The 24,842-nt window shown below is 65.7% G+C and carries 24 protein-coding genes; 12 read left to right on the top strand and 12 right to left on the bottom strand.

Annotated features, from left to right (window positions below):
- Positions 1-85 precede the first annotated feature (85 nt).
- From E7811_RS10530 to E7811_RS10540, 3 genes are all read right to left on the bottom strand, one after another.
- Positions 86-874, bottom strand: coding sequence for an exodeoxyribonuclease III (locus E7811_RS10530; RefSeq protein WP_136394587.1), 789 nt, complete (start codon positions 872-874; stop codon positions 86-88).
- Between the two features lie 152 nt (positions 875-1,026).
- Complete coding sequence (locus E7811_RS10535) at positions 1,027-1,335, bottom strand: hypothetical protein (protein ID WP_246020359.1); 309 nt, start codon at positions 1,333-1,335, stop codon at positions 1,027-1,029.
- 458 nt (positions 1,336-1,793) lie between these two features.
- Positions 1,794-2,480 (bottom strand): response regulator transcription factor, encoded by a 687-nt coding sequence (locus tag E7811_RS10540; protein WP_136394589.1) that lies wholly within the window; start codon positions 2,478-2,480, stop codon positions 1,794-1,796.
- A gap of 166 nt (positions 2,481-2,646) precedes the next feature.
- Here E7811_RS10540 and ribA point away from each other — a divergent pair, with 166 nt between their 5' ends.
- From ribA to E7811_RS10555, 3 genes are all read left to right on the top strand, one after another.
- On the top strand, positions 2,647-3,723 hold the full coding sequence (gene ribA / locus E7811_RS10545; RefSeq protein ID WP_136394590.1) for a GTP cyclohydrolase II: 1,077 nt from the start codon (positions 2,647-2,649) through the stop codon (positions 3,721-3,723).
- Between the two features lie 41 nt (positions 3,724-3,764).
- Positions 3,765-4,223 (top strand): L,D-transpeptidase family protein, encoded by a 459-nt coding sequence (locus E7811_RS10550; protein ID WP_136394745.1) that lies wholly within the window; start codon positions 3,765-3,767, stop codon positions 4,221-4,223.
- Between the two features lie 69 nt (positions 4,224-4,292).
- A complete protein-coding gene (locus E7811_RS10555; protein WP_136394591.1) occupies positions 4,293-6,185 on the top strand; it encodes an amylosucrase in 1,893 nt (630 codons plus the stop codon).
- A gap of 6 nt (positions 6,186-6,191) precedes the next feature.
- Here E7811_RS10555 and E7811_RS10560 read toward each other — a convergent pair whose 3' ends face one another.
- The 3 genes from E7811_RS10560 to E7811_RS10570 all read right to left on the bottom strand — a co-directional run bounded on the left by E7811_RS10560 (position 6,192) and on the right by E7811_RS10570 (position 10,035).
- On the bottom strand, positions 6,192-6,845 hold the full coding sequence (locus tag E7811_RS10560) for a YggS family pyridoxal phosphate-dependent enzyme (RefSeq protein ID WP_136394592.1): 654 nt from the start codon (positions 6,843-6,845) through the stop codon (positions 6,192-6,194).
- Complete coding sequence (locus E7811_RS10565; RefSeq protein WP_136394593.1) at positions 6,832-9,003, bottom strand: tetratricopeptide repeat-containing sulfotransferase family protein; 2,172 nt, start codon at positions 9,001-9,003, stop codon at positions 6,832-6,834. The genes E7811_RS10560 and E7811_RS10565 overlap by 14 nt, the downstream gene beginning before the upstream one ends.
- A gap of 129 nt (positions 9,004-9,132) precedes the next feature.
- Entirely contained in the window at positions 9,133-10,035 is a 903-nt protein-coding gene (locus tag E7811_RS10570) for a porin (RefSeq protein WP_168732992.1), read from the bottom strand.
- A 341-nt stretch (positions 10,036-10,376) separates the two neighbouring features.
- Here E7811_RS10570 and E7811_RS10575 point away from each other — a divergent pair, with 341 nt between their 5' ends.
- The 5 genes from E7811_RS10575 to E7811_RS10595 all read left to right on the top strand — a co-directional run bounded on the left by E7811_RS10575 (position 10,377) and on the right by E7811_RS10595 (position 16,157).
- Positions 10,377-10,931: a DUF3576 domain-containing protein gene (locus E7811_RS10575; RefSeq protein WP_136394595.1), complete on the top strand. Its 555-nt coding sequence runs from the start codon at positions 10,377-10,379 to the stop codon at positions 10,929-10,931.
- A 70-nt stretch (positions 10,932-11,001) separates the two neighbouring features.
- Positions 11,002-13,557, top strand: coding sequence for a leucine--tRNA ligase (leuS, locus tag E7811_RS10580; protein ID WP_136394596.1), 2,556 nt, complete (start codon positions 11,002-11,004; stop codon positions 13,555-13,557).
- Positions 13,544-14,056, top strand: coding sequence for an LPS assembly lipoprotein LptE (lptE, locus tag E7811_RS10585; protein ID WP_136394597.1), 513 nt, complete (start codon positions 13,544-13,546; stop codon positions 14,054-14,056). Before leuS ends, lptE begins: the two co-directional genes overlap by 14 nt.
- Entirely contained in the window at positions 14,053-15,072 is a 1,020-nt protein-coding gene (gene holA / locus E7811_RS10590; RefSeq protein ID WP_136394598.1) for a DNA polymerase III subunit delta, read from the top strand. Before lptE ends, holA begins: the two co-directional genes overlap by 4 nt.
- The gene (locus E7811_RS10595; RefSeq protein WP_136394599.1) at positions 15,069-16,157 is read left to right on the top strand and encodes an HPP family protein; all 1,089 of its coding nucleotides are present in this window, start codon (positions 15,069-15,071) and stop codon (positions 16,155-16,157) included. The genes holA and E7811_RS10595 overlap by 4 nt, the downstream gene beginning before the upstream one ends.
- Here E7811_RS10595 and E7811_RS10600 read toward each other — a convergent pair.
- From E7811_RS10600 to E7811_RS10615, 4 genes are all read right to left on the bottom strand, one after another.
- The gene (locus E7811_RS10600) at positions 16,108-17,301 is read right to left on the bottom strand and encodes a TIGR03862 family flavoprotein (RefSeq protein WP_136394600.1); all 1,194 of its coding nucleotides are present in this window, start codon (positions 17,299-17,301) and stop codon (positions 16,108-16,110) included. The two genes, E7811_RS10595 and E7811_RS10600, sit on opposite strands and share 50 nt — an antisense overlap.
- Positions 17,298-18,641, bottom strand: coding sequence for a mechanosensitive ion channel family protein (locus tag E7811_RS10605; protein ID WP_136394601.1), 1,344 nt, complete (start codon positions 18,639-18,641; stop codon positions 17,298-17,300). Before E7811_RS10605 ends, E7811_RS10600 begins: the two co-directional genes overlap by 4 nt.
- A 95-nt stretch (positions 18,642-18,736) precedes the next feature.
- Positions 18,737-19,441 carry a winged helix-turn-helix domain-containing protein gene (locus E7811_RS10610; RefSeq protein ID WP_136394602.1) on the bottom strand — a complete coding sequence of 235 codons (705 nt, stop codon included), beginning with the start codon at positions 19,439-19,441 and terminating at the stop codon, positions 18,737-18,739.
- The gene (locus E7811_RS10615; protein ID WP_246020364.1) at positions 19,413-19,721 is read right to left on the bottom strand and encodes a hypothetical protein; all 309 of its coding nucleotides are present in this window, start codon (positions 19,719-19,721) and stop codon (positions 19,413-19,415) included. The genes E7811_RS10610 and E7811_RS10615 overlap by 29 nt, the downstream gene beginning before the upstream one ends.
- Before the next feature lie 208 nt (positions 19,722-19,929).
- Between E7811_RS10615 and E7811_RS10620 the strand changes: the two genes are divergently transcribed.
- The 3 genes from E7811_RS10620 to E7811_RS10630 all read left to right on the top strand — a co-directional run bounded on the left by E7811_RS10620 (position 19,930) and on the right by E7811_RS10630 (position 22,531).
- Complete coding sequence (locus tag E7811_RS10620; protein ID WP_136394603.1) at positions 19,930-20,535, top strand: hypothetical protein; 606 nt, start codon at positions 19,930-19,932, stop codon at positions 20,533-20,535.
- Between the two features lie 139 nt (positions 20,536-20,674).
- Entirely contained in the window at positions 20,675-21,319 is a 645-nt protein-coding gene (locus E7811_RS10625; protein WP_136394604.1) for a ribonuclease HII, read from the top strand.
- Between the two features lie 87 nt (positions 21,320-21,406).
- Complete coding sequence (locus tag E7811_RS10630) at positions 21,407-22,531, top strand: site-specific DNA-methyltransferase (protein WP_136394605.1); 1,125 nt, start codon at positions 21,407-21,409, stop codon at positions 22,529-22,531.
- A gap of 92 nt (positions 22,532-22,623) precedes the next feature.
- Here the strand turns inward: E7811_RS10630 and E7811_RS10635 are convergent, their stop codons facing one another.
- Positions 22,624-23,298 carry an ArsR family transcriptional regulator gene (locus E7811_RS10635; protein ID WP_136394606.1) on the bottom strand — a complete coding sequence of 225 codons (675 nt, stop codon included), beginning with the start codon at positions 23,296-23,298 and terminating at the stop codon, positions 22,624-22,626.
- An 85-nt stretch (positions 23,299-23,383) separates the two neighbouring features.
- Between E7811_RS10635 and E7811_RS10640 the strand changes: the two genes are divergently transcribed.
- Complete coding sequence (locus tag E7811_RS10640) at positions 23,384-24,238, top strand: sterol desaturase family protein (RefSeq protein ID WP_136394607.1); 855 nt, start codon at positions 23,384-23,386, stop codon at positions 24,236-24,238.
- 69 nt (positions 24,239-24,307) lie between these two features.
- On the opposite strand, the gene E7811_RS10645 is transcribed toward E7811_RS10640, so the two are convergent.
- Positions 24,308-24,730 carry a MarR family winged helix-turn-helix transcriptional regulator gene (locus E7811_RS10645; RefSeq protein WP_136394608.1) on the bottom strand — a complete coding sequence of 141 codons (423 nt, stop codon included), beginning with the start codon at positions 24,728-24,730 and terminating at the stop codon, positions 24,308-24,310.
- Positions 24,731-24,842 lie beyond the last annotated feature (112 nt).

The raw sequence follows: 24,842 nt of genomic DNA on the forward strand, positions 1-24,842 counted from the left end.
TGCACCCTATATGCGCGCGCATCCGGGAAAGGCCAAGGGGCAAACACCCGATGCGACCTTCAAGCCGATGCCGCGCCCCCCGCGATCAAAGATCAAAGGTGGCAAAAACGGGCGCGTGGTCGCTTGGCTGGTCCCAGCCGCGCGCGGCCCGCAGGACGCGGCTGGAATGGGCGGCATTGGCGATATCGGGCGTGGCCCAGACATGATCCAGCCGCCGCCCTTTGTCGGCAGCGTCCCAATCCGCCGCGCGGTAGGACCACCAGGAATACAGAAGGCCATCGGGAATGTCCTTGCGCGTCACGTCCACCCAGGCCCCCGCATCCTGCACCGCCCCAAGATGATCGACCTCGATGGGCGTGTGGCTGACAATCTTCAAAAGCTGCTTGTGGTTCCACACGTCATCCTCGCGCGGGGCGATGTTCAGGTCGCCCACAAGGATGGATTTCCGCGGCCGGTCCGCGTGGAACCAGTCGCGCATCCCGGTCAGGTAATCCAGCTTCTGGCCGAACTTCTCGTTCGCGTCCCGGTCGGGAATGTCCCCGCCCGCGGGCACATAGAAATTGTGGATCGTAACCCCGTTTTCCAGCCGGGCCGCGACGTGGCGGGCATGACCGAGCGCGGCGAAATCCTCGCCCCCGACATCGGCGATCGGCAGTTTCGACAGGATCGCGACCCCGTTATAGCCCTTCTGCCCCCGCGCGACGATGTGGTGGTAGCCCAGGGCGCGGAACCGATCCATCGGGATCTTTTCGACGGGGCTCTTGCATTCCTGAAGGCACAGGATGTCCGGCATCTCTTCGGCCATCAGGCGCGCCACCAGCGCCTCGCGCAGGCGGACCGAGTTGATGTTCCAGGTGGCAAGGGAAAAGGGCATCGTCTGTCTCGCTTCTGTTCGCGCGCCAGAATGCATGTTTCCCCGCCGGGGTCCAGACCGGCATCCGGGCGGCCCCGTCATGCAAAACGCCGCGCTGGCCGGGCGCGGCGTTCCAAATCATGTCACCGGGTGCGGGCCTTGGTTGGCCGGCCTCAGTTGATCGTGTAGCTGGGGTTCTCGCAAAGGTTCGCGCGGTCTTCGAGCTGGTCGCCATCGGCAAAGACCATCCGCAGGTCGAACTCGCAGGCACCCGCGCCCGCGATCGTCACCGTGCCATCGTTGCCGGAGGGAAGCGTTGCACCGGCAAGGATGTTTTCCTCCCAGTCGCCAGCCCCCGCGGCACGGGCATAAAGCTCGGTGATGTCCACGCCGCTCTGGTTCACTATTGTGAACTGGATGTCCTGCGCCAGGGCGGGAGCCGCCGCCAGAACCGCCACTGCTGCCATCAGGGTTTTACGCATACCCGTCTGCCTTTCCATTCCGCGCCCCAAGCCAGGCACGATTGCAACATAGGGATTGATTGCATGTTTTCCAATATCCCCCGGCCCGCTTTGCGCAAGGTCAGCCGCGCGGCATGGAACCGGGATCGTCCCGGAGAGGCCAGAAACAGCACGCCAGAAACAAAACGCCGGGCACGAAGGCCCGGCACAGTCCAACAGGGAGGTGAGACGTGTATACCACGGGATTCCCGAAACGATCTGATCTAAATCAAACATTCAAAAGGTCTGATTTAAATAAGTGCAGAAATGCAACGCAACCTTTGCGCGAAACCGCAAAAAAAGGCCGGGCACAAGGCCCGGCCAGTCCAACAGGGAGGATGCCGTGTCATGACCCCGACACGGCGAGGGGTGCTCGTAGCGGAACCAATTCCGCAATATCGTTCGGATAACAGGCGATTCCGGCGACAATAAGGCGCGGATCACGCCACCAGACGGTAGCCCCCCGACTCGGTCACCAGAAGACGTGCGTTCGAGGGATCGGGTTCGATCTTCTGGCGCAGACGGTAGATGTGGGTTTCCAGCGTATGGGTCGTGACCCCGGCATTGTAGCCCCAGACCTCATGAAGCAGCACATCGCGCGCCACCACATTTGACTGTGCCCGATAGAGGAACTTCAGGATGTTGGTTTCCTTCTCGGTCAGGCGGATCTTTCGTTCACGTTCATCCACCAGCATCTTCTGCGCCGGCCGGAAGGTGTAGGGGCCAAGCTGGAACACCGCATCCTCGGATTGTTCGTGCTGGCGCAACTGCGCCCGGATCCGCGCCAGAAGCACCGGAAACTTGAACGGCTTGGTCACATAGTCATTCGCGCCGGCATCCAGGCCAAGGATCGTGTCGGCGTCCGAATCATGCCCCGTCAGCATCAGGATCGGGCATTTCACCCCCTGCTTGCGCATCCTGCGGCACAATTCGCGCCCATCCGTATCGGGCAGGCCGACATCGAGAATCACCAGGTCGTACTGGCCCACCTTTGCCTTTTCCATGCCCTCGGCGCCATTGCCGGCTTCGAAGACGTCGAAATCCTCTGTCATCACCAGTTGCTCGGACAGCGCCTCGCGCAGGTCATCGTCATCGTCGACAAGAAGGATCTTCTTCAGGTTCGGCATGGCATCGCTCCTTTGGGCGGGCTCCCTTGGTCGTGATTTCCAGATGCGTCACGCGCGCTCTTGCGGCAAGATTTGCAACGGCCATCTCACGCGGTCGTGTCGCCCTGCGGGCAAATGTTTCAATTTCCTGCAAGCGGTTCTAGATATGGGCGCGAAAGGATGCCGCATGACCCTTGGCCCGACCCTGTCCGAACGGCTGTCCCGCGCAAGGGGCGATCTGCGCATGGGGGTTCCCGTGGCGCTGACGCTTGGCACCGGGGCCGCTCTGGTCGCGGCGGTGGAAACACTTCCACCCGACCGCCTGGCGGACCTGCGCCGGATCGGGCGGCCGGAACTGGCGATCACCGCGCGGCGGGCCGAAACCCTGAAGGCACGCGCCTATGATGGCGATCTGGCCCGCATCGCCCTGCCGGACGAGGCGGATGTCGGATGGCTTCTGGCCGTGGCCGACCCGGTGGATGACCTGCGCCATCCGATGAAGGGGCCGTTCCATGCCCTGCGCGAAGGTGATGCGACCCTGCACCGCGCCGCGCTGGAGCTTGCGAAATCCGCACACCTTCTGCCCGCCGTTCTGGTCCTGCCCCTGCCGCCTGCGTCGCCCCTGCCCGAGGGTGTGACGCAGATCGACCTGACGGGCGCCGATCTGCGGGCGGCCGCGCAATTCACCCCCGTCGTGCATGCCCGCCTTCCGATGGAAGCCTCGCAATTCGGCCGGGTCCATGTCTTTCGCCCCGAGGACGGGGGCGAGGAACATTATGCCATCGAAATCGGCCAGCCCGACCGGTCAAAGCCGGTTCTGGCGCGGCTTCATTCGGCCTGTTTCACCGGCGACGTTCTGGGCAGCCTGAAATGCGATTGCGGCCCGCAGTTGCGCGCCGCCCTGCAGCAGATGGGCGAGGAGGGCGCGGGCATCCTTCTTTACCTCAACCAGGAGGGCCGCGGCATCGGGCTTGCCAACAAGATGCGGGCCTATGCGCTTCAGGATCAGGGGTTCGACACCGTCGAGGCCAACCATCGGCTTGGCTTCGAGGATGACGAACGCGACTTCCGCATCGGCGCCCAGCTTCTGCGGCGACTGGGGTTCGGGTCGGTGCGCCTTTTGACGAACAACCCGAAGAAGATCGCCATGATGCAGGCGCAGGGGATCGACGTGGTGGAACGCGTGCCGCTGAAGGTCGGGCAGACCGAACAGAACGCGGGCTATCTGGCGACCAAGGCCGCCAAGTCGGGGCACCTGCTGTGAAGCCCGCAGATATCGTCGTCACACGGCAGGGCGCGCGCTTCATGGGGCGGCATTTCCCCTGTTCGATCGGCCGGGGCGGCATCGTGCCCCGCAAGGCCAAGCGCGAAGGCGACGGGGCCACACCCGATGGCGAACACCGGATCGTGGGCATGCTCTACCGTCCCGACAGGCTCCGGTCGCCGGCAGACTGGGCGCTGCCCCTCGCACCGTCGGACCTGTGGTCGGATGACGTGGAAGACCCGGATTACAACCTGATGGTCCGCCGGCCGCACGAGTTTTCCCACGAACGCCTGTGCCGCCCCGACCCGCTTTACGACCTGATCCTGATCACCGACTGGAACTGGCCGCAGGCCGAACCCGGACGCGGATCGGCGATCTTTGTCCACACCTGGCGCAGGCCGCGCTTTCCCACGGCGGGCTGCGTCGCCTTCGCCCGGGCCGACCTGCTGTGGATCGCCCCGCGCATCACCCATCAGACCCGCCTGATCGTGCGCGGCTGACGCAGCGTCAAAGTCTTTCCAAACCGCTTTGGAAAGACTATCCTCCGCCCCGCGACAGGGGGAAACGGCATGGCACGCAAGGCAGGCAGCATCACGCCCGAGGACGAGGTCTTTGCCTTGCGGCTGGAACGGTCGGCCCCAGATCTCTGGCCGATGCTGGAACAGCTTTACGGGCATCGCGAGGATTTCGCAGGCTTTCGCGAGGCACTGATGGATTGCCTGCGCCGCAACTGGGCAGAGCGTCCCGCCGATCTGAAGCGGCTTGACCTCAAGCGCGACCTGGAGCCGGACTGGTTCCAGCGCCCCGACCGCGCAGGCTATGTCTTCTATATCGACCGCTTCGCGGGAAGCTTGAACAAGGTTTTGGAAAAGCTGGATTATCTTTCCGATCTTGGAATCACATACGTCCATCTGATGCCCTGCCTTCACCCCCGTCCGGGTGACAGCGACGGCGGCTATTCGGTGATGGACTACCGTTCGATCAACCCGGCCCATGGCACGATGGACGATCTTGAATCGGTTGCCCGCGCCCTGCGGCAAAGGGGGATGAACCTCTGCGTCGATCTGGTTTTGAATCACACCGCAAAGGAACATGCCTGGGCGCAGGCGGCGCGGGCGGGCGACCCCATCCATCAGGATTACTACCTGATGTTCGACACCCCCGACCTTCCAAAGCGGTATGAAGAAACCCTGGTCGAGGTCTTTCCCGACCACGCGCCGGGCAACTTCACCCATTACCCGGATTTCGGCAAATGGGTCTGGACCACGTTCAGCGAACATCAATGGGATCTGAACTGGGCCAATCCGCGCGTGTTCCTGGAAATCACCGACATCATGCTGTTTCTGGCCAATCGCGGGGTGGATGTGCTGCGGCTGGATGCGGTGGCCTTCATGTGGAAGCGGATGGGCACGCGATGCCAGTCCGAACCCGAGGTGCACATGATCCTTCAGGCCTTGCGCGCCTGCTGCCGGATCGCCGCCCCCGCCGTCATCCATCTGGAAGAGGCGATCGTCGCCCCGGCCGAGATGCTGCCCTATCTGGGCCGGGGAAAGCACGATGGCAAGGAGGGCAACCTTGCCTATCACAACAGCCTGATGGTGCAGTTCTGGGGGGCGCTGGCCACCCGCGATACGGGCATGATGACCCATGTCCTGCTCAGCCATTTTCCGACCGTCCTTACCAACGCGACCTATGCCACCTATATCCGCTGCCACGACGACATCGGCTGGGCCGTGACCGACGAGGATGCCGCCGCACTGGGGATTTCCGGCCCCGCGCACCGCGCCTATCTGTCGGATTTCTACGAAGGCGGGTTTCCCGGGTCCTTCGCGCAGGGAGCCCTGTTCCAGGTCAACGAAGCCACCGGCGACAAGCGGATTTCGGGCAGTTTCGCGTCACTGGCCGGTCTGGAAAAGGCGCTTGCTGCGGACGATGCCGCCGCGGTCGAGGCCGCCATCCACCGCATCCTGATGGGGCACGCGCTGATCGCCTCCTTCGGGGGAATCCCGCTGGTCTACATGGGCGACGAACTTGCGATGCTGAACGATTACAGCTATCGCGACGATCCCGACCACGCCCATGACAGCCGCTGGCTGCACCGTCCGCGGATGGACTGGGCGGTTGCGGCGCAGCGGGAAACGGACGATGGTCCGGCGGGCCGCGTGTTCCGCGGCATCCGGCACATCCTGCGGCGGCGGCGCGATACGCCGGGCCTGCACGCCATGTATCCGACCGAGGTGTTGCCTGCCCCGGCGCATGGCGTCTTCGCCTTTGCGCGGCGCGCGCCGACCGGCACGATCCTTTGTCTGTTCAACTTCGCCGACGCTTGGGTCAACCTTCCGGCCGATTGGCTGCGCGGGAACGGGGCCGGCAAGATGTTCGATCTTCTGCACGAAGCGCCTCTGGTCGGGCACGACGGGCTGATCCCGCTGCCCCCGCAGGCGCGTGTCTGGGTGGCCTGAGCAGCCTCAGCCGTAGTTGCGGGCGCCGAAGATGGCCGAGCCCACCCGCACATGGGTGGCGCCGTGGGCGATCGCGGCCTCGAAATCGCCGCTCATGCCCATCGACAGGCCGGAAAGCCCGTTCCGCGCCGCCATCGTGGCCAGCGTCGCGAAATGCGGTGTGCTGTCCCGATCCTCGGGAGGGATGCACATCAGCCCCTCGACCGGCAGGCCCAGGCCGCGGCACATCGAAACGAAGGCATCCGTTTCCCCCGGAAGGACGCCCGCCTTCTGCGGCTCCTCGCCCGTGTTGACCTGCACGAAAAGCCGCGGGCAGGCGCCGCGCTGGTCGGCAAGACGCGCCAGCTTTTCGGCCAGCGACGGGCGATCGACGGTGTGGATGGCGTCGAACAGATCGACGGCCACTTTCGCCTTGTTGGTCTGCAACGGGCCGATCATGTGCAGTTCGACCCCGGCAAAGCGGTCCTTCCAGGCCGGCCACTTGCCCGCCGCCTCCTGCACGTAGTTTTCGCCGAAGACGCGGTGGCCTTCCCTCAGCACCGCTTCCACCCGTTCGGGCGGCTGCACCTTGGACACCGCGATCAGTGTCACCGATCCCTCGGGCCGCCCGTGTGCCGCCTCGGCCGCGCGGATGCGGGCAAGGATATCAGTCAAGGACATGGCCATCCTCCTTCAGCGCCTCGATCATCGGGGCCAGTTCGGCCTCGTACCGCCGCCAGGCCTGCACCGACCCTTTCGAGATCGGCTGCCGCACCTGAAAGACGCTCAGTGTTTCGACCTTGCGGCGGTTTTCGTGGAAATTGAGGCAGGCATCCTCCCAGTCAAGGCCGCAGGCCGCGATCAGCTTGCGCGTCTCGGCCTCGGGGTTCGCAACCAGGTCTTCGTACTGCACCTCATGGAACCACCCCGGCACCAGATCACGCCAGAAGTCGATCATGCGGGTGAAGCTGGTGTAGTATTTCGCCAGGTCCCGCTGGTCATAGGCATAAAGATGCGTGCCGTCCGGGAACTTGTTCTTGTAGATCGACAGCAGCGTGTCGCGCGGATCGCGGCGCACTACGATGATGCGCGACTTCGGCAGGGCCAGCCGTGTCAGCCCCAGGAACAGATAGGTCTGGATCGACTTGTCGGTGACGCGGGGGGCGTCGGGGAAACGACGGCGCATCATCGCCTCGTATTCGCGGCCCAGTCCCGCGATCTTGTCCCCTGACAGGTCGGCCATCCGGCGGAACATGCCCGCCCCCGCCCCCTGCATCAGCAGCGCCTGCGCCGCGCGGGTGCCGTCACCGACCTCGCCCGCGCCTTCCACGGTGGAATGACTGGCAATGATCTGTTCCACCAGCGTCGTCCCCGAACGCGGCATGCCGGTGACGAAGATCGGGGCGAAATCCGTCGCGCCCTCGATCCGCGCCGCCTGCCAGTCGAAACCGGACATGGCCGTGCGCACGGCCTGCACTTCGGCCTCGCGTTGCGCGATGTCATAGGGATGGGCCTTGCGCATCAACCCGTTGGCGGCATCCAGATAGCGGAAGACGCGGGCGTGATCCTTCACATCCTCCAACACCTTGGCGATGGCAAAGCCAAGGTTCATCCGGTCGGTCTCGGGCGTGGCGGGATCGTCAAACCGGGCGGTCATCTGGTCGATGATCGGGTCGCCTGCCTGCGTCTTGTGCGAGGCGACGAACAGGCGGTAATTCTCGCCATTCGCGGGGTCGGTGCGAAAGGCGCGGCGGAACCAATCCTCGGCCTCGTCGAACCGGCCAAGGGTCTGCAACAGGGCGGCCTTGCCTCCCTGCGCGACCGGATGATCGGGGTTGATCGCAAGGGCCGCGTCATAGTTCCGCAACGCTTCTTCATCGCGCCCCTGCCGGGCCTGCGCCTGCGCCAGCATGGCAAGGACGGCAGGCGTGCGCCCATCGGGCAGCCTTGCGGCCTTTTCCAGCGCCTCGGCGGCGGCGGCGTAGTCATGCAGCCGCGTCCGCGCATTTCCCATCGCCAGCAGCGCAGGCATCGACCGGGGATCGGCCTTCACGGCCCGTTCCAGAAGCGGCAGCGCCTTTTCCGGCTGGTCAGATCTTGTGAACTGCACCGCAAGCGCGACCAGTGCCGGGACCATCCCCGGCGCACGCACGACAGCCTCGCGGAAGGCCAGGCGCGCGGCTTCCTCTTCGCCCCGCTCCAGCAAGAGCTGGCCAAGGTTCAGGTGCGGTTCTGCATAGGCCGGGTCAAGCCTTGCCGCTTCGCGGAACGTGGCCACGGCCTCGGCCTTGCCAAGCGCGGCGCGGGCCGAGGCCAGGATGTTCGCCGCCGCAGCTGATTTCGGATGCGCCTTCAGCAGCGCCATGGCGCGGGCCTCGGCCTCGGCGGGCTTGCCCGTGGCCATCGCCTGCGCGGCGGCGGTCAGCGCGGCGGGCGCCGCCCCGCCGGTTTCCGGCCGCGATTTCGCGCGCCGCGCGCCGAAGCGGTCCTGAAGTGCAAGTTTCAGCGCCGGAGGCAGGGCCGCGGCCTTGAGCCGGGCAAGGAATTCCGCCTCGGCCGCGGTGTCGCCATGCAGCGCCACGGCAGCGGCCCAACCGTGCCAGATGCTGGCCTCTTGCGGGCGCAGCCCTGCGGCAAGGGCGAAATGGTGATGCGCGCGGTCGTACCTGTCCGCCGAAAGAAAGATCCGCCCGATCTGGAACTGCACTTCGGGGATCGAGGGGTTCGCCTCGGCGATCTCGCCCAGAACCGGCAGGGCCTCGTCCGGCTTGCCATCCGACAGCAGCGCCATCGCACGGGCATAGCGTGCCTTGATGTCGGCGGGGGAAAGAGCGGGCATGGGCAGGTCCAGTCAGATCGGAAATCCGTGCGGACCATAACGGCGGGTGGCCGCAGTGTCGAGTTACCCGCCCGAAATGAAAAGAGCGGGCACAAGGCCCGCTCTTCCCATAACCGTCTGATCGTCAGATCAGAACGACAGGCCGAGACCCAGCGAGAAGGTGTCGTCGCCGTGGCCGTTGCCAGCCGGGCCGTTGCCCGAGCCGTAGCCAGCCATCACGACAGCGCCGCCGCCCAGGTCGTAGTTCACGACCAGACCGAAGCCGTCAGCACCCGAGTCGTACTCGCCGTAGTTGGCCTGCACGAGCAGAGCGCCCGAGGTGTAGCCGATACCCAGGCCCATCCACTCGTCCACGTCCAGGTCAGCGTAGTTCAGACGCAGGTCCAGGCCGCTCGACAGAGCAGCGTGAGCCGACACACCGATGATGTCGGTGGTGCCGTCGGTCTGGTAGCCGAGGCCGACGTTGACGGTGGTGCCGCCCATGTCAGCGCCCCACTTGAAGCCGAGGCCGATGACAGCGTCGTTGACGCCGGTGTCGTCGAGTTCAGCCGACAGAGCAGCCGCGAAGTCGCCGAACGAGTACTCGTAGCGCATCACCTGGCCGTCATAGGTGCCGTCGAGGCCCGAGTTGCCGTTCGAACCAGCGTGGGTCGAATGGTCGTCGGCCAGGGCGGTGCCCATGTAGACTTCGGTCAGAGCCCAGTCGTAGGCGCCGTCGGTGTCACCCAGGGTGACTTTGCCGAACGAACCCGAGATGAACACCGAATCCGGGCCGCCATCGCGAGCGTCGAAGTCACCAGCCACGTTGCCCGCGTTGGTCACTTCGTCCAGGTCGATGGTCGCGCCGAACTGCAGGCCGCCATCGGTTTCACCCGACAGGGTGAAGGTCACGTCGATCTCGTTCCAGAACTGGGTTTCGACGGCGTCACCACCAGCGATACCCATTTCGGCGTAGCCCGACAGGCTGACTTCGGCGGCAGCAGCGCCGGCGAAGCCGACGAGAGCGGTCGAAGCGAGAAGAATCTTTTTCATCGTTTTCCCTCTTTTCTCACAAGGTGCGGCCCAACTCAGGGGAATCCGAATTGGGTATGCCTTTGTTTCCCTCTTGTGACCGACGATTGCAATCACGACCGTCTGGCGGATCGGGAAAGACGGCAATGATGGTGCAGCAATGCCACACTGATCCCGACCTGCCCCGGCGTCACCCGGCGCACCTTTGCGGTCACGCATGCGCGCGATTGATGCGGCAAACCTGCAGGCCATCAGGGCAAAGGCCGCCAAGTGGCGGGCAAGTGGCGGGATTGTCGGCTGAAAAGCCTTGTTCGGGCCGGAACGCTCGGCTAGACAGACCCATGCGTGTATCGGGGGACCGTATGGCTTTTGAACGTCTCGTCCGGATGGCCGCCATGAGCGGCGTTGTTCTTTCGCTTGCCGCCTGCGGTGGCGGGATCGCCAGCGGGGACAGCGGTCTTTTCCGTCGCCAGAACAGTATCCCGACCCAGGATCAGTTCGAACGCCGGATCGCGGCCGATCAGCAACGCGCAGCCATCGAACGGGTGGAACAGCGCGGCCAGCGCCAGCGCGGCACTATCTGGGACCTTTTCACCAACAACCAGGATCCGAACAACACCGTCGAGGTGAACAAGTATCTCTGGAACGCCTCGCTCGACATCCTGAACTTCCTGCCCATCGAATCGGTGGACCCGTTCACCGGCGTGATCGTGACGGGCTATGGCACGCCTCCGGGCGGCGGCCGGGCCTATCGCGCGACTGTCCTTGTGCAGGATCCGGCGCTGGATGCCCGGTCGCTGAAGGTGTCGCTTGTGGCACGCGGCGGCGGCCCGGTTTCGTCCGAGACGCAGCGCGCCGTGGAAGACGCGATCCTGACCCGCGCGCGCCAGCTGCGCATCCAGGACGGCAACCTCTAAGGCCGCGCCCGCACTCTGGACCTTTTCCCCAAGGTCGGTGTAATTCCGCCGGGCAACCGGAGGGAACCTGATGTCGCGCTACGACCCCGCAGTGATCGAGAAGAAATGGCAGGATGCCTGGGACCAGGCGGGCTGCTTCACCGCGCGTCGCGATCCGGCCCGGCCGAAGTACTATGTGCTCGAGATGTTCCCCTACCCGTCGGGACGCATCCACATGGGACATGTGCGCAACTACACGATGGGCGATGTGGTGGCCCGGACCAAGATCGCGCAGGGCTATTCCGTGCTGCATCCGATGGGCTGGGACGCCTTCGGCATGCCCGCCGAAAACGCCGCGATGGAACGCGGGGGCCATCCCAAGGAATGGACCTACGGCAACATCGCCGACATGCGCGACCAGATGAAACCCCTGGGCCTGTCGATCGACTGGAGCCGCGAATTCGCGACCTGCGATCCGGAGTATTACGGCCAGCAACAGGCGATGTTCATCGACATGATGGAAAAGGGGCTGGTCTATCGCAAGAACGCGGTGGTGAACTGGGACCCGGTCGACATGACCGTGCTGGCAAACGAACAGGTGATCGACGGCAAGGGCTGGCGGTCGGGCGCGGCGGTCGAACGGCGCGAACTGACGCAGTGGTTCTTCAAAATCTCGGACTATTCCGAGGACCTGCTGACCGCGCTCGACGGGTTGAAGGACTGGCCGGAAAAGGTGCGCCTGATGCAGGCCAACTGGATCGGCCAGTCGCGCGGCCTGCAATTCGCCTTCGAAACGGTGGGCGCGCCCGCGGGCTTTGAGCGGCTGGAGGTCTACACCACCCGGCCCGACACGCTGCTGGGGGCGTCCTTCGCCGCCATCTCGCCCGATCATCCGCTGGCCAAGGCGCTTGAGTCAGACCCGAAGGTCGCGGCCTTCGTCGCCGAATGCCGCAAGGGCGGCACCAGCGCCGAAGAGATCGAGACCGCCGAGAAGATCGGCTTCGATACCGGCATCCGCGTGAAGCATCCGCTGGACCCGAACTGGGAACTGCCGGTCTGGATCGCGAATTTCATCCTGATGGATTACGGCACCGGCGCGATCTTCGGTTGCCCCGGCCATGACCAGCGCGACTTTGATTTCGCAACGAAATACGGCCTGCCGATCAAGCCCGTCTTCGTCGCCGAAGGCGCCGACGAGGCGCCGCTGGCCGAAGCCTTCGTGCCGATGAAATCCGAACGCGTCCGCTATGTGCGCGGCTTTGCCGGCGATGCGGTGCAGACCGGCGATCAGGCCGTCGCCGCCGCCATCGCCCATGCCGAGACCAATGGCTATGGCCAGGGCGTCACCAAGTACCGGCTGCGCGACTGGGGCATCAGCCGCCAGCGCTATTGGGGCTGTCCGATCCCGGTCATCCATTGCGCAACCTGCGGCGTGGTGGCCGAGAAGAAGGAAAACCTGCCCGTCCGCCTGCCCGACGACGTCACCTTCGACGTGCCCGGCAACCCGCTTGACCGGCATCCGACCTGGCGCGATTGCACTTGCCCGAAATGCGGCGCGAAGGCCCGGCGCGAGACCGACACGATGGATACCTTCGTGGATTCGTCCTGGTACTACGCCCGCTTCACCAGCCCGCATGCGGCCACGCCCACCGATGCGGCGGATGTGGATTACTGGATGAACGTCGACCAGTATATCGGCGGCATCGAACACGCGATCCTGCACCTGCTGTATTCGCGCTTCTTCGCCCGTGCCATGCACAAGACCGGCCACCTGCCCGCCAAGGCGATCGAACCGTTCAACGCGCTGTTCACCCAAGGCATGGTGACGCACGAGATCTACATGACGCGCGACGGCAACGGCCGCCCGGTCTATCACCTGCCCGAGGACGTGATCCGCAGCGAAAGCGGCGCGACGCTGAAGGACGGCACCCCGGTCGAGGTCATCCCCTCGGCCAAGATGTCGAAATCCAAGAAGAACGTCGTCGATCCGATGAACATCATCGCCCAGTTCGGCGCGGACACCGCGCGCTGGTTCGTGATGTCCGACAGCCCGCCCGAACGCGATGTGGAATGGACGGCCAGCGGCGCCGAGGCCGCGTTCAAGCACCTGACCCGCGTCTGGAACCTGTGTTCCCGCATCGGTGAGCTGCCCGCCGATCACACCGGCCCCGATGACGACATGCTGCGCAAGGCCACCGCCCGCGCCATCCATGACGTGACGCAGGGCATCGAAACCTTCGCCTTCAACAAGGCGATCGCCACGCTTTACGCCTTCACCAACACGCTGGCCAAGGCCGATGCCTCGACCCCGGTGATGAAGGAGGCGATCCGCACGCTGGCGAAACTGATGTCGCCGATGACGCCGCATATCGCGGAATCGATCTGGACCTACCAGGGCGGCGATGGCCTTTGCGCCACTGCGCCCTGGCCCAAGGCCGACCCGGCGCTGCTGGTCGATGACACCGTGACCCTGCCGATCCAGATCAACGGCAAGCGGCGCGCGGAAATCACCGTGCCGAAAGAGATGCCCGCATCCGAGGTTGAAAAGATCGCGCTGGCGGACGAAGCTGTGATCAGGTTCCTCGCCGGTCAGCCGGTGAAGAAGATCATCGTCGTGCCGGGGCGCATCATCAATGTGGTTGTCTGACCGCCGTGCCTTTCTGATCCTGCTGGCGGGCCTTCCCGCCTGCACCTTCACCCCGGCCTATGCGCCGGGGGGGCCTGCGGCGGGGCTGCAAGGCGCGATCCGCGTGGACGGGCCGGACACGAAGAACGGTTTCGATCTGGTCGAACGGCTGGAAGAACGGCTCGGCCGCCCGGAAGGCGCGCGCTTTCGGCTGGCCCATTCGATCACGACCGAGGCGATCGGCGTCGGCATCACGCCGGAAAACGCGATCACCCGCTACAACCTTGTCGGCCGGGTGGACTGGACCCTGTTCGACGCAGAAGGCCAGCGCCTGACCGGCGGTCGGGTGGAAAACTTCACCTCATATTCCGCGACCGGTTCCACCGTGGCGGGGCTTGCTGCCGAAGAAGACGCCGCCTTTCGCCTGATGCGGATTCTGGCCGACCAGATCGTCACCCGGCTGCTGGCGACTTCGGGCCAGTGGGCGGGGGACCCGTCGACCGGGTCCGGCGGCGCATGAAACTTACCGGCGCCGCGGCAACGTCCTATTTCGCCAAGCCCGATCCGAACGCCGCGGGCCTTCTGATCTTTGGCGCCGATGCGATGCGCATCGCCTTGCGCCGGCAAGAGGTGATCGCCGCCCTGATCGGACCCGAGGGCGAGGCCGAGATGCGGCTCGCGCGCCTGCCCGCCGCCGATGTGCGCAAGGATCCGGCGGCACTTCTGGATGCGGTCAAGGCGCAGGGGTTCTTCCCTGGTCCGCGTGTGGCCTTCCTTGAGGATGCAACCGACGCCATGACGCCCGTCGTGACCGAGGCGCTGAAGGCCTGGAAACCCGGCGATGCGCAGATCGTCGTCACGGCAAGCGGCCTGACCACGAAATCGAACATGGTCAAGCTGTTCGAAGCCCACCCCACCGCACGCTGCATCGGCATCTACGACGACCCGCCAAGCCGCGAGGAAATCGAGGCGACGCTGGCGAAATCCGGCCTGACCAACATCGACCGCGCCGCGATGACCGATCTTCTTGCGCTGGCCAAGGAACTGGACCCAGGCGATTTTCGCCAGACCGTGGAAAAGATCGCGCTTTACAAATGGGGCGACCCTTCGCCCCTGACGCCCGCTGACGTGGCCGCGATGGCACCCGCCACGATCGAGGCCGAGGTCGATGACATCCTGCATGCCGTGGCCGAGGGGCGCGGCGCCGAGGTCGGGCCGATCCTCAGGCGGCTGGAAGGCCAGGGCGTCAACCCGGTGACGCTGTGCATCGGGGCGATGCGCCATTTCCGCACCCTGCATGTTGCGGCCTGCGATCCGGGCGGACCGGCACAGGGCGTGGCCCGGATGCGCCCGCCCGTGTTCGGCCCGCGCCGCGACCGGATGATCCGTCAGGCGCAGGGCTGGGGCCTTGCGCGGCTGGAAGAGGCGCTGTCGATCCTTGTCGAAACCGATCTGACGCTGCGATCCTCGTCGCGGGCGCCCGCGATGGCGGTGATGGAACGCAGCTTGATCCGCCTTGCGATGATGCGCCGATGAGGCTGCCGCTGCGAGTCCTGCGGGGCCTTGGCCCTGCGATGGGTCGCCCCCGCCTGCGCGAGATGATGCGCGCTTCGGCCGGGGCGGCGGCGGGGCTGCTGGCCTGCCTGGCGCTGGCCCATCTGTTGACCCCGGTCGATACGGCGATATCCCCGGCGGCGCTTCTTTTCGCGCCGCTCGGGGCGACGGCCTTCCTTGTGTTCGCGGTGCCAAACAGCCCGCTGTCGCAGCCGTGGTCGGCCATCGTCGGCAACACCGCTTCGGCCCTCATCGCGCTGACGGTGATCCGGGTGGTCGGCAACCCTGCGCTGTCGGCGGCGCTGTCGGTCGGGGGCGGGATCCTTGCGATGATGTCCCTGCGGGCGATCCACCCGCCTGCCGCCGCGGTGGCCTTGCTGATCTCGCTGAACGCGGGGGCGCTGCGCGATACCGGCTATGCCTTTGCCTGGCGCCCGGTAATGCTGGATACCACGCTTCTGGTTGCCTTCGCGGTGCTGTGGAACCGGGCCACGGGCCGCATCTATCCCTTTCGCCAACCACCGACCGAGGCAGAACGCGCCAGCGCGCCCGACCGGCGTCTTGGGCTTTCGGCAGATGACCTGGCCGCCATCCTGCAACGGATGCACCTTGGCGCGAACATCGGCCCCGAGGATCTGGCGCGCGTGATCGGCGCAGCCCAGGCCGAAACGACGGCCCGACATCTGGGCGGCATCACCTGCGGCGAGATCATGTCGCGCAACGTCTTTGCCGTTCGGCCAAGCGCCACGCTGGACGAAATCGGCGCGATGTTCCGCAGCCATCCCGTCAAGGCGCTGCCCGTGACCGATGCAGCAGGCCATCTGTGCGGCACGGTGAACCAGTCGCGCTATATCAAGGCGTTGACCGATGCCCCGGACGCGACCGCCGAAAGGATCATGCGCCGCGACATGGCCACCGTGGCACCGGACGATCCTCTGGCGCCGCTGATCGCGATCCTTGCGGCGGGCGGGCAGGCCAACGTGCCTGTGACCGAGGATGGGAAACTGGTGGGCGTGATCACCCGGACGGATCTGATCGCGGCCCTCGCGGCAGAGTTCGGCCATTGACCAGCGCCGCGGCGTGGCGTCCGGCCCAGAGGCCGGTAGCCATGCAGCCCGTCAGCAGGTAGCCACCAGTCGGCGCCTCCCAGTCCAGCATCTCGCCCGCGGCAAAGACACCGGGCAGCGCCCGCAGTTCCAGCCCGCCGGTCAGTGCTTCGGCCATGATGCCGCCTGCGGTCGAAATCGCCTCGTCCATCGGGCGGGGGCCGGCGTGCCGGACGGGCAGCGCCTTCACTGCCTGCCCAAGCGGCAGATCGCGCCCCCATTCCATGACCAGCGCCGCCGCGGCCGGTGACAGGCCCAGCTTTCGCAGCCGGTTCGGCAGGCTTTCCCCCGGTTTCAACCGGGCGATCCGGTCGGCCAGCGCCCGGGGCGTGACATCGGGCACAAGATCCAGCGTCAGGGATGCGCCATCCCGCACCGCGCGCGATACCGCATAGATCCCGCCACCCTCGATCCCGCGGGCCGAGATCACGAATTCGCCCCTTTCCACCTGATCGCCGACAATCAGGGCTGCACCCTTTACCGGCTGGCCGAAATGGCGGGCCATGTGCGGCGACCAATCCACCGCGAATCCCATGTTGGCGGGCCGGAACGGGGCCAGCGCCACGCCGCGGGCCGCCAGAAGCGGCGCCCAGTCCCCGTCCGACCCCAGCCTGCGCCAGCTTGCGCCGCCCAGGGCCAGAACGGTGACCGAAGGGACGATCCTGCGCCGCCCCTCGGGCGTGTCAAAGGCAAGGGCCGCGTCTTCCCATCCGGTCCAGCGCCAGCGGGTCCGCACCTCGACCCCCGCCCCGGCCAGCCGGTGCAGCCAGGCCCGCAACAGCGGCGATGCCTTCATCGACACGGGAAAGACCCGCCCGGACGATCCGGTGAAAACCTCCTGCCCCAGATCGCGGCACCATTCGACAACCTGTTCGGGCCCGAACCCTGCCAGCACCGGACGCAGCCATTCGGCCCCATAAGCCGCGGCGAAGCGGTCGAACGGTTCATCCTTGGTGATGTTCAGGCCGGATTTCCCCGCCATCAGGAACTTGCGGGCGGGGCTTGGCTTTGCTTCCGCCACGATCACAGGCACCCCGGCCCGCGCTATCGCCTCGGCCGCCATCAGGCCGGCAGGCCCGGCCCCGATCACAAGCGCCTGGGTCACGCCCCGGCCTTCTTCACCCGCGCCTTCACCGGCGTTGATCCGTCGCGCAGTTCGACAACGCGATGCGGATAGGGGATTTCGATCCCTTCCGCCTTCAGCGCGTTCCAGATCGCGAACAGCACCTGGCTGCCGTACTTGTTCTTGCCGTCGTCGATCCCGTTCACCCAGTATTCGACCGCGAAATCGATGCCGCTTTCGCCAAAACCGCGCAGTTCCACATCCGGCCCGTCGGGTTTTTTCAGCACGAAGGGCAAGGCGGCGACCGCTGCTTCGATGATCCCCGGCACGCGGTTGATGTCAGTGTCATAAGAGACCGAAAAGGCCGCCTCGTACCGGTTGGCGCTGCCCTGGTCGGAATAGTTGACGACCCGGCTGGTGATGAAATGTTCGTTCGGCACGACGATCCATTTGCCGTCGAACGTCTCGAGGATGCAGGAGCGCGCCGTCATCTTCACGATCGTGCCCTTCTCGCCACCGTCAAGTTCGACGTAATCGCCCACGGTCGTCTGACCCTCGACCAGCAGGATGATACCCGACACGAAATTGGCCGCGATCTGTTGCAGGCCAAGGCCGATGCCCACGCCAAGGGCACCGCCCAGAACGGCAACGGCCGTAAGGTCGATCCCCATGATCGACATCAGCAGAAGGAAGGCCGCGCCGAAGATCAGCACCTCGGTCGCCTTCACCGCCAGCTCGCGCGTGGCCGGGCGCAGTTCGGCCTGCTTCTTGATGTAATCGGCGCTTTGCCGGTTCGACCATGACCCCAGCCAGAACAGCAGGCTGCCCGCGATCACGCCCCGGATCAGCGCCATCACCGAAAAGCGGATGTTGCCAAGCGCGATCACCGTTTCCTCAAGCCGGGTGGTGATGTCGTCCAGCAGCCCGAGGGTATAAAGCGCGGCAACCGGGATCAGCACGTACCGCCCCAGAAGCCGCAGGAACGGATCGGTCAGGATATCGCGCACAAAGGCGCGGACGGCCAGAAACAGGAACACCCGCTTGCCGAAGGCGATCACCTCGCCCGAGCCGAACAGCGACCGCGTCACCTCTTCGCCGACCGCCGTCAGGCCATAGGCAAAAAGCGGCAGCAGAAGCGGCAGGAACCGCAGCACGAAGGAACGCGCGGTGGCGATCGGGCCGGTCCTGCCTTCGGGCGGCGCGATCAGGCGGCTGAGCACGGGGTTGACCCGCAGCGTCACGATGCGCGCCACGATGAAGGCCGCCGCCAGCAGCGCGAACTGCGACCAGGCCGCCGGGCTTGCCAGCCAGCCCATGGCCACCTCGCCCGCATCGGCAAGCCAGCCTGTGACCTTCGTCACGATTTCCGGTGTCTCATCCATGGCACGGCCTTACCAGTCACGACCGGCCATCGTTTAGGCCAGAAGGCCCTTCCCACTCAAGCGAAAGCGGTGGCTTCCCGGCGGCAGGCACGGATTCAGATCATCCGGATGGCATCCTTGCCCACGGCCAGAACATAGCCACGCCGCGCGATGGTCTTGACCAGAAGCTCGCTGACAAGCTGGTTGCCAAGGGTGTCGCGCAGGCGTTTCACGCGGGTGGCCCCCGCCGCCTCGTCGCAATCGGCTGCATCGCGCCCGGAAATGACTGCCTCGATCTGGGCGCCGGTCAGCACCTCGTCATCCATCCGGGCCTCGGCCAGGACCGCCAGCGTCTCAAGCGCCGCATCGGTCAGGGCGAATTCCAGATCGTTGATGTAGACCGCGCGCGCATCGCGGCTGATCAGCATCGACGACACCTGGATCCCCGACCGCTGGATTGCCGAGATCCGACGGTTCAGGGTGACGATCGTCACCAGAAACACCAGCGCCGCCAGAAGAAGCGCGGTCGAAAACACCAGAAGCACGAAGATGATGCCGCGATAGCTGGCCAAAACCTCGGAAAAGGCCGTGCCCGACTGCGCGAGAATCTCCAGCAGCTTGATCTCGGCCCCCGAGGTCATATCGTCATTCTCGACAAAGATCCGTTCGACACGGGCGTTGAAGGCGTTCGCGTCGGGCAGGTTCACGAACAACAGGACCGCCGCGACCAGCAGGATCACGACGATGGCGATGATCCCGCCCGCAACCACGCGGTTGCCGGCCTTCAGCACATCAGTAGCGGAGGAAGTATTCGCGCGCACTTGCCTTCCCTTCGTCCAGACCTTCCGGCCCGAAGATGTCAATCACGTTGAGCAGCGTCCAGCCCCCTTGGGCAAGGCGAGGGGCAAGTGCGCGTTTCGCTGCCGCCTTGCTGCAATCGGCATCGGCCACCTCGGCCACGCCGACGTGAAACCGCAACGGGTTGTCCTGCTTGGCCTTGTATTGCGCATAGCAGGCCGCCTGGGCCGGGGCGGCCAGCGCCATGACCGCCACCACGGCCAGAACCACGGGGGCCATAACGGCGGGAATCGGGCGTTTCATGGGACTGCTCCATAGGTTCTTCTTGGGCACATCCTCGTGATCGGGGCACTGCTATTCAATAACAATCCGCCTTTCGCGCGCCGCTATCGCATAGCCGGGCGGCGATATTGCCTGTCCGGCGGGGGCTGGCCGACCTTTCCGGCATCCCCGGTGCGATCGTCGTGCCGGACCCGCAACGAACGACCCGCAACGAACAAGGATGCACGCCATGACACGCACCCGGAACATCAAGCGCCGCTTTGTCGCCACTCTGGCCGCGACGGCAACCGCGCTTGGCCTGATGACCGCGGCCGCCCTTCCGGCCCGCGCCGAAACCGATGGCGCCGATGTCGCCAAGTGGATCGCGGGACTCGCAGTTCTGGCGATCATCGCCGACGCGGTCGAAGACAACCGCAAGAAATCGGCGCGCCCTGCCCCGGTTCCGCAGCCGGTCCCCGACTGGCAGGGCGTGAACCGCCATCCGGTTCCGACGCAACCGGCCTATCCGCCCTATGGCAATGCCTGGGGCCATCACAAGCCCGTGCCGCCCGTCGCGCAACCGCATTGGCCGCACCGCCCGCCGGTGGTCGCGCCGGTCAAACCGCCGGTCCGGGTCGAACCGCAACTGCCGCGCATCTGCCGCGTCAACGTGCAGGGCATCCGCGGCGAAACCCGCGCCTATGCCGAAAACTGCCTGCGCGCTCAGGGTTTCTGGGACCCGCTGCCGCAGCATTGCGCGACGCCGGTGCAGATCAAGGGCCGGTGGGATCGCGTCTATGGCGCGAACTGCATGGCCGATCTGGGGGTCTACGGCCGCCAGAAGCGGCGCAACTGATCGTCCTGTCCCCGGCCTTGGCGGGCCGTGAATTCCCTTGACCACCAGGCCCGCCTTGGGCGCGGATCGGCCGAGCAGCGATCCGCGCCCCTCTTTTTTCCGCTTTCCTCGACCGGCGTGATGGGGTCTTGATGCGACCATGCGCCCGCCCGTTCCCGCCCCCGACTTCGCCTTTGAAACCGCCGCCCTTTCGCGCGGCGCACGCATCGTCTGCGGGGTGGACGAGGTGGGGCGCGGACCGCTTTGCGGCCCGGTCACTGCGGCGGCCGTCGTCCTTGATCCCGGCCGCATTCCACCCGGCCTGAACGACAGCAAGAAACTGACACCCGCCCGTCGCGAGGCGCTGTTCGATGCGATCCTCGGGTCGGCCGAAGTCGGCATTGCGCATGCCACGGTCGAAGAGATCGACAGCCTGAACATCTTGCGCGCCAGCCAGCTGGCGATGATCCGCGCCATGGCCGCCCTGCCCCGCGCGCCCGACCATGCGCTGATCGACGGGAACCGCCTGCCCTCGGGTCTGACCTGCGCCGCCGAAGCGGTCGTGAAGGGCGACGCGCGGTCGCTGTCCATCGCGGCGGCGTCGATCGTGGCCAAGGTGACACGCGACCGGATCATGGTGGATTTGGCGCAACAATACCCCGGCTACGGCTGGGAACGGAACGCGGGCTACCCCACAAGAGACCACCTCGACGCGCTTCTAAATCTTGGGCCAACCGCAGTTCATAGACGTTCCTTCGCGCCGGTGCACAAGATATTGTATCAACAGATTTCTGTAAGTGATTGATTCAAAAAAGAATTTGACGCCGAATCGGTCCTGACTCATTCTTGGCCTCAACGACACGGCACAAAATGGCCGGGGACAGAGGCAGATATGACGACGAAAACCAAGGCAGCAGAGGCGCCGGCGCTTCCGCTCAACCAGATTCTTGCGGGTGACTGCATTGATGTGATGAACGCGCTTCCGGCGGGCAGCGTGGATCTTGTGTTTGCCGATCCGCCCTACAACCTGCAACTGAAGGGCGAACTGCATCGCCCCGACAACAGCAAGGTCGACGCTGTCGACGATCACTGGGACCAGTTCTCCAGCTTTGCCGCCTATGACGATTTCACCCGCGAATGGCTGAAGGCCGCGCGCCGCCTGCTGAAGCCGAACGGCGCGATCTGGGTGATCGGCAGCTATCACAACATCTTCCGCCTGGGCGCCGAGTTGCAGAACCAGGGGTTCTGGCTGCTGAACGACGTGGTCTGGCGCAAGTCGAACCCGATGCCCAACTTCAAGGGCAAGCGCCTGACCAATGCGCATGAAACGCTGATCTGGGCCAGCCGCGACGAGACCGCGAAATACACCTTCAACTACGAGGCGCTGAAGGCGCTGAACGAGGGCGTGCAGATGCGGTCGGACTGGGTCTTGCCGATCTGCACCGGGCATGAACGCCTGAAGGACGAAAACGGCGACAAGGCGCATCCCACGCAGAAGCCCGAAAGCCTTCTGCACCGCATCCTTGTCGCCACGACCCATCCGGGCGACGTGGTCCTTGACCCGTTCTTCGGCACCGGCACCACCGGCGCGGTCGCCAAGATGCTGGGACGCGAATTCATCGGGATCGAACGCGAAGAGGCCTATCGTCAGGCCGCCGCGCAGCGCATCGCCCGCGTCCGCAAGTTCGACGCCTCGGCGCTGGAAGTCACCGGATCGAAGCGCGCCGAACCCCGCGTGCCCTTCGGGCAGGTCGTGGAACGCGGCATGCTGCGCCCGGGCGAGGAACTTTATTCCATCGGCAACCGCCACAAGGCCAAGGTCCGCGCCGACGGCACGCTGATCGGCAATGACGTGAAGGGCTCCATCCATCAGGTGGGCGCCGCGCTGGAAGGCGCGCCCTCGTGCAACGGTTGGACCTACTGGCACTTCAAGCGCGACGGCAAGATGATCCCGATCGACCTTCTGCGCCAGCAGATCAGGGCCGAAATGGAAGCCGACGGCACCCGCCCGAACTGACGGGCCCATCCCCGAACACATCGGTTACGCCTGTGCCATGGTCCGCCTGTGGCACAACTGCCCCGCCATGTCCGCATGGCGGGGCCTTTTCGTCACGACAGGCCCGCCACAGGGGGCGACATGGCGCGCCCCTCCGCGCGCCAGTCCGGCAGACCGCCCTCCATCCGGCGCGCGGCCAGCCCGTGGCGGCGCAGGGCGGCGACAGCCTGATGGGCATAGATGCAGTAGGGCCCCCGGCAATAGGCGACGATCTCGGCCCCGTCGGCAAGCTGCGGCAGCGCTTCGGGCAGGGTGGCAAGGGGGACGTTCATCGCACCGGCGATGTGACCCAGCGCGAATTCGTCGGCAGGCCGCACATCCAAGAGCGTCACCGAACCTTCCGCCAGACGCGCCTCAAGTTCGTCCCGGCTCAGCGGTTCGGGCGCCTCTTGCCCGCCGGACAGAGCCCGCAGGATCTGTCCGACCTCGGCCAGGTTCCGTTCGGCCACCGTGCAGAGCAGTTCCATCAGGCGCAGCGCGCGAGAATCCGTCAGGCGGTAGAGGATCGACTTGCCCTCGCGCCGGTTTGTCACCAGACCCGCCCGCCTGAGTTGCTGAAGGTGCTGCGAACAGTTGGCGAAGGTCAGCCCTGTGCGTTCGGCCAAGCCTTCGACCGCGCGTTCACCCTGTGCGACCTGTTCAAGGATCAGCAGCCGTGCAGGGGCCGCAAGGGCGCGTGCGACAAGCGCGTATTCCTCCAGCAGCGCTGCCTTCGGGCTTGTTGACATCGGCAACCCCGCCTTCCTATCATTCAAGTGATCACTTGATTATCATGTCGCAACCCCGGACGACAAGGCAGGAGCAAGAAACCGGATGGGCGAATTCCTAATGGTGCACGAACCGGGGGTCCGGGTTGTGGCCTTCCTGTTCGTGCTGGTTGCGATGATGATCTGGGAACTGGCCGCGCCGCGCCGCCGGCTGGAGATCCCCCGGGTGATCCGCTGGACAAACAACCTGGCCCTCGTCGTGATCGATACGGCGATCCTGCGGCTTGCCTTTCCGGTCCTTGCGGTGGGCCTCGCCGGTCTTGCCGCCGAACGGGGGTGGGGCCTGTTCAACGTGATCGACCTTCCCGGATGGCTGGCCTTCGTGGCAGCGATCCTGATCCTGGATCTGGCGATCTACCTGCAGCACGTCTTGTTCCATGCGGTGCCCGGGCTTTGGCGATTGCACCGGATGCACCATGCCGATCTGGATTTCGACGTCACCACCGGGCTGCGGTTCCACCCGGTCGAGATCCTGCTGTCGATGGTCATCAAGCTTGCCGTGGTGGGGGCAATCGGTGCCCCCGCCGTGGCGGTGCTGGCCTTCGAGGTGATCCTGAACGCCACGTCGCTGTTCAACCATTCCAACATCGCCCTGCCGCCGCGGGTTGACCGCGTGTTGCGGCTGATCCTTGTCACCCCGGACATGCACCGCGTGCACCATTCGGTCGACCCGCGCGAGACGAATTCCAACTACGGGTTTTCTGTCCCCTGGTGGGACCGCCTGCTGGGCACCTATGTGGCCCAGCCCGCCAAGGGCCATCGGGGGATGGAGATCGGGATCGATCAGTTCCGCACGCCGCGTGACCTGTGGATCGACAGGATGCTGGTGCAACCCCTGCGCGGACCGGCCTCGGGGCATGCGCTTGATCCGCGGATCACCACAAGGCGCGATCCCGACTGACGGCAAAAGAACAGGGTCCTGCAGTCGGGTCAGGCGCAGTGACGTCAGGCGTAGTGACGTCAGGTGCAGTCACGTCAGGCGGGCAAGAAGCGCCGCCAACTGTTCCACCTCGGCGGGCGAAAGGGGCGCAACGGTGCGGGCAGAGACTGCAAGCGCATCGGCCACGCGCCTGCGATACAGCGCCTGCCCCGCCTCGGTCAGCGATACCGTCAGGCGACGCCTGTCGTCGGGATCGGGCAGCGTCGCCACCAGACCCTGCCGCGCCAGACGCCCCACCACCCCCTTGATCGTGGCCGCGTCCATCGCCGTCTCGCGCCCCAGGTGGTTCTGCGACAGCGGGCCCATCTGGGCCAGCCGCGCCAGAACGGCGAACTGGGTCGTGGTCACTTCGGGGATAGCCTCGGAAAAGATGGCAAGATGCCTTTGGGTCACGCGACGCAGCACGTAACCGATCTGGTCGTCCAGCAGGTAGGAAACATCGGCATCATCCACAGGTTTGTGGCATAGCGGGCCGCCACCCCTGCCGCAAGCCGATTGACAGGGAACCGGGCGATTGGCCACAGTGTTTGCACACAAATGAAATTCGCTGCCCGAACGGTGAATG

It is taken from the genome of Aliigemmobacter aestuarii (assembly GCF_004799285.1).
GTDB lineage: Bacteria > Pseudomonadota > Alphaproteobacteria > Rhodobacterales > Rhodobacteraceae > Aliigemmobacter > Aliigemmobacter aestuarii.

Coding starts and splice junctions, on each gene's coding strand:
- E7811_RS10630 (WP_136394605.1), top strand. CDS start 21,407: ATGACGACGAAAACCAAGGCAGCAGAGGCGCCGGCGCTTCCGCTCAAC.
- holA (WP_136394598.1), top strand. CDS start 14,053: ATGAAACTTACCGGCGCCGCGGCAACGTCCTATTTCGCCAAGCCCGAT.
- E7811_RS10620 (WP_136394603.1), top strand. CDS start 19,930: ATGACACGCACCCGGAACATCAAGCGCCGCTTTGTCGCCACTCTGGCC.
- E7811_RS10555 (WP_136394591.1), top strand. CDS start 4,293: ATGGCACGCAAGGCAGGCAGCATCACGCCCGAGGACGAGGTCTTTGCC.
- E7811_RS10640 (WP_136394607.1), top strand. CDS start 23,384: ATGGGCGAATTCCTAATGGTGCACGAACCGGGGGTCCGGGTTGTGGCC.
- E7811_RS10615 (WP_246020364.1), bottom strand. CDS start 19,721: ATGAAACGCCCGATTCCCGCCGTTATGGCCCCCGTGGTTCTGGCCGTG.
- lptE (WP_136394597.1), top strand. CDS start 13,544: ATGTGGTTGTCTGACCGCCGTGCCTTTCTGATCCTGCTGGCGGGCCTT.
- E7811_RS10625 (WP_136394604.1), top strand. CDS start 20,675: ATGCGCCCGCCCGTTCCCGCCCCCGACTTCGCCTTTGAAACCGCCGCC.
- E7811_RS10575 (WP_136394595.1), top strand. CDS start 10,377: ATGGCTTTTGAACGTCTCGTCCGGATGGCCGCCATGAGCGGCGTTGTT.
- E7811_RS10605 (WP_136394601.1), bottom strand. CDS start 18,641: ATGGATGAGACACCGGAAATCGTGACGAAGGTCACAGGCTGGCTTGCC.
- ribA (WP_136394590.1), top strand. CDS start 2,647: ATGACCCTTGGCCCGACCCTGTCCGAACGGCTGTCCCGCGCAAGGGGC.
- E7811_RS10530 (WP_136394587.1), bottom strand. CDS start 874: ATGCCCTTTTCCCTTGCCACCTGGAACATCAACTCGGTCCGCCTGCGC.
- leuS (WP_136394596.1), top strand. CDS start 11,002: ATGTCGCGCTACGACCCCGCAGTGATCGAGAAGAAATGGCAGGATGCC.
- E7811_RS10550 (WP_136394745.1), top strand. CDS start 3,765: ATGGGGCGGCATTTCCCCTGTTCGATCGGCCGGGGCGGCATCGTGCCC.
- E7811_RS10570 (WP_168732992.1), bottom strand. CDS start 10,035: ATGAAAAAGATTCTTCTCGCTTCGACCGCTCTCGTCGGCTTCGCCGGC.
- E7811_RS10565 (WP_136394593.1), bottom strand. CDS start 9,003: ATGCCCGCTCTTTCCCCCGCCGACATCAAGGCACGCTATGCCCGTGCG.
- E7811_RS10595 (WP_136394599.1), top strand. CDS start 15,069: ATGAGGCTGCCGCTGCGAGTCCTGCGGGGCCTTGGCCCTGCGATGGGT.
- E7811_RS10535 (WP_246020359.1), bottom strand. CDS start 1,335: ATGCGTAAAACCCTGATGGCAGCAGTGGCGGTTCTGGCGGCGGCTCCC.
- E7811_RS10560 (WP_136394592.1), bottom strand. CDS start 6,845: ATGTCCTTGACTGATATCCTTGCCCGCATCCGCGCGGCCGAGGCGGCA.
- E7811_RS10635 (WP_136394606.1), bottom strand. CDS start 23,298: ATGTCAACAAGCCCGAAGGCAGCGCTGCTGGAGGAATACGCGCTTGTC.
- E7811_RS10540 (WP_136394589.1), bottom strand. CDS start 2,480: ATGCCGAACCTGAAGAAGATCCTTCTTGTCGACGATGACGATGACCTG.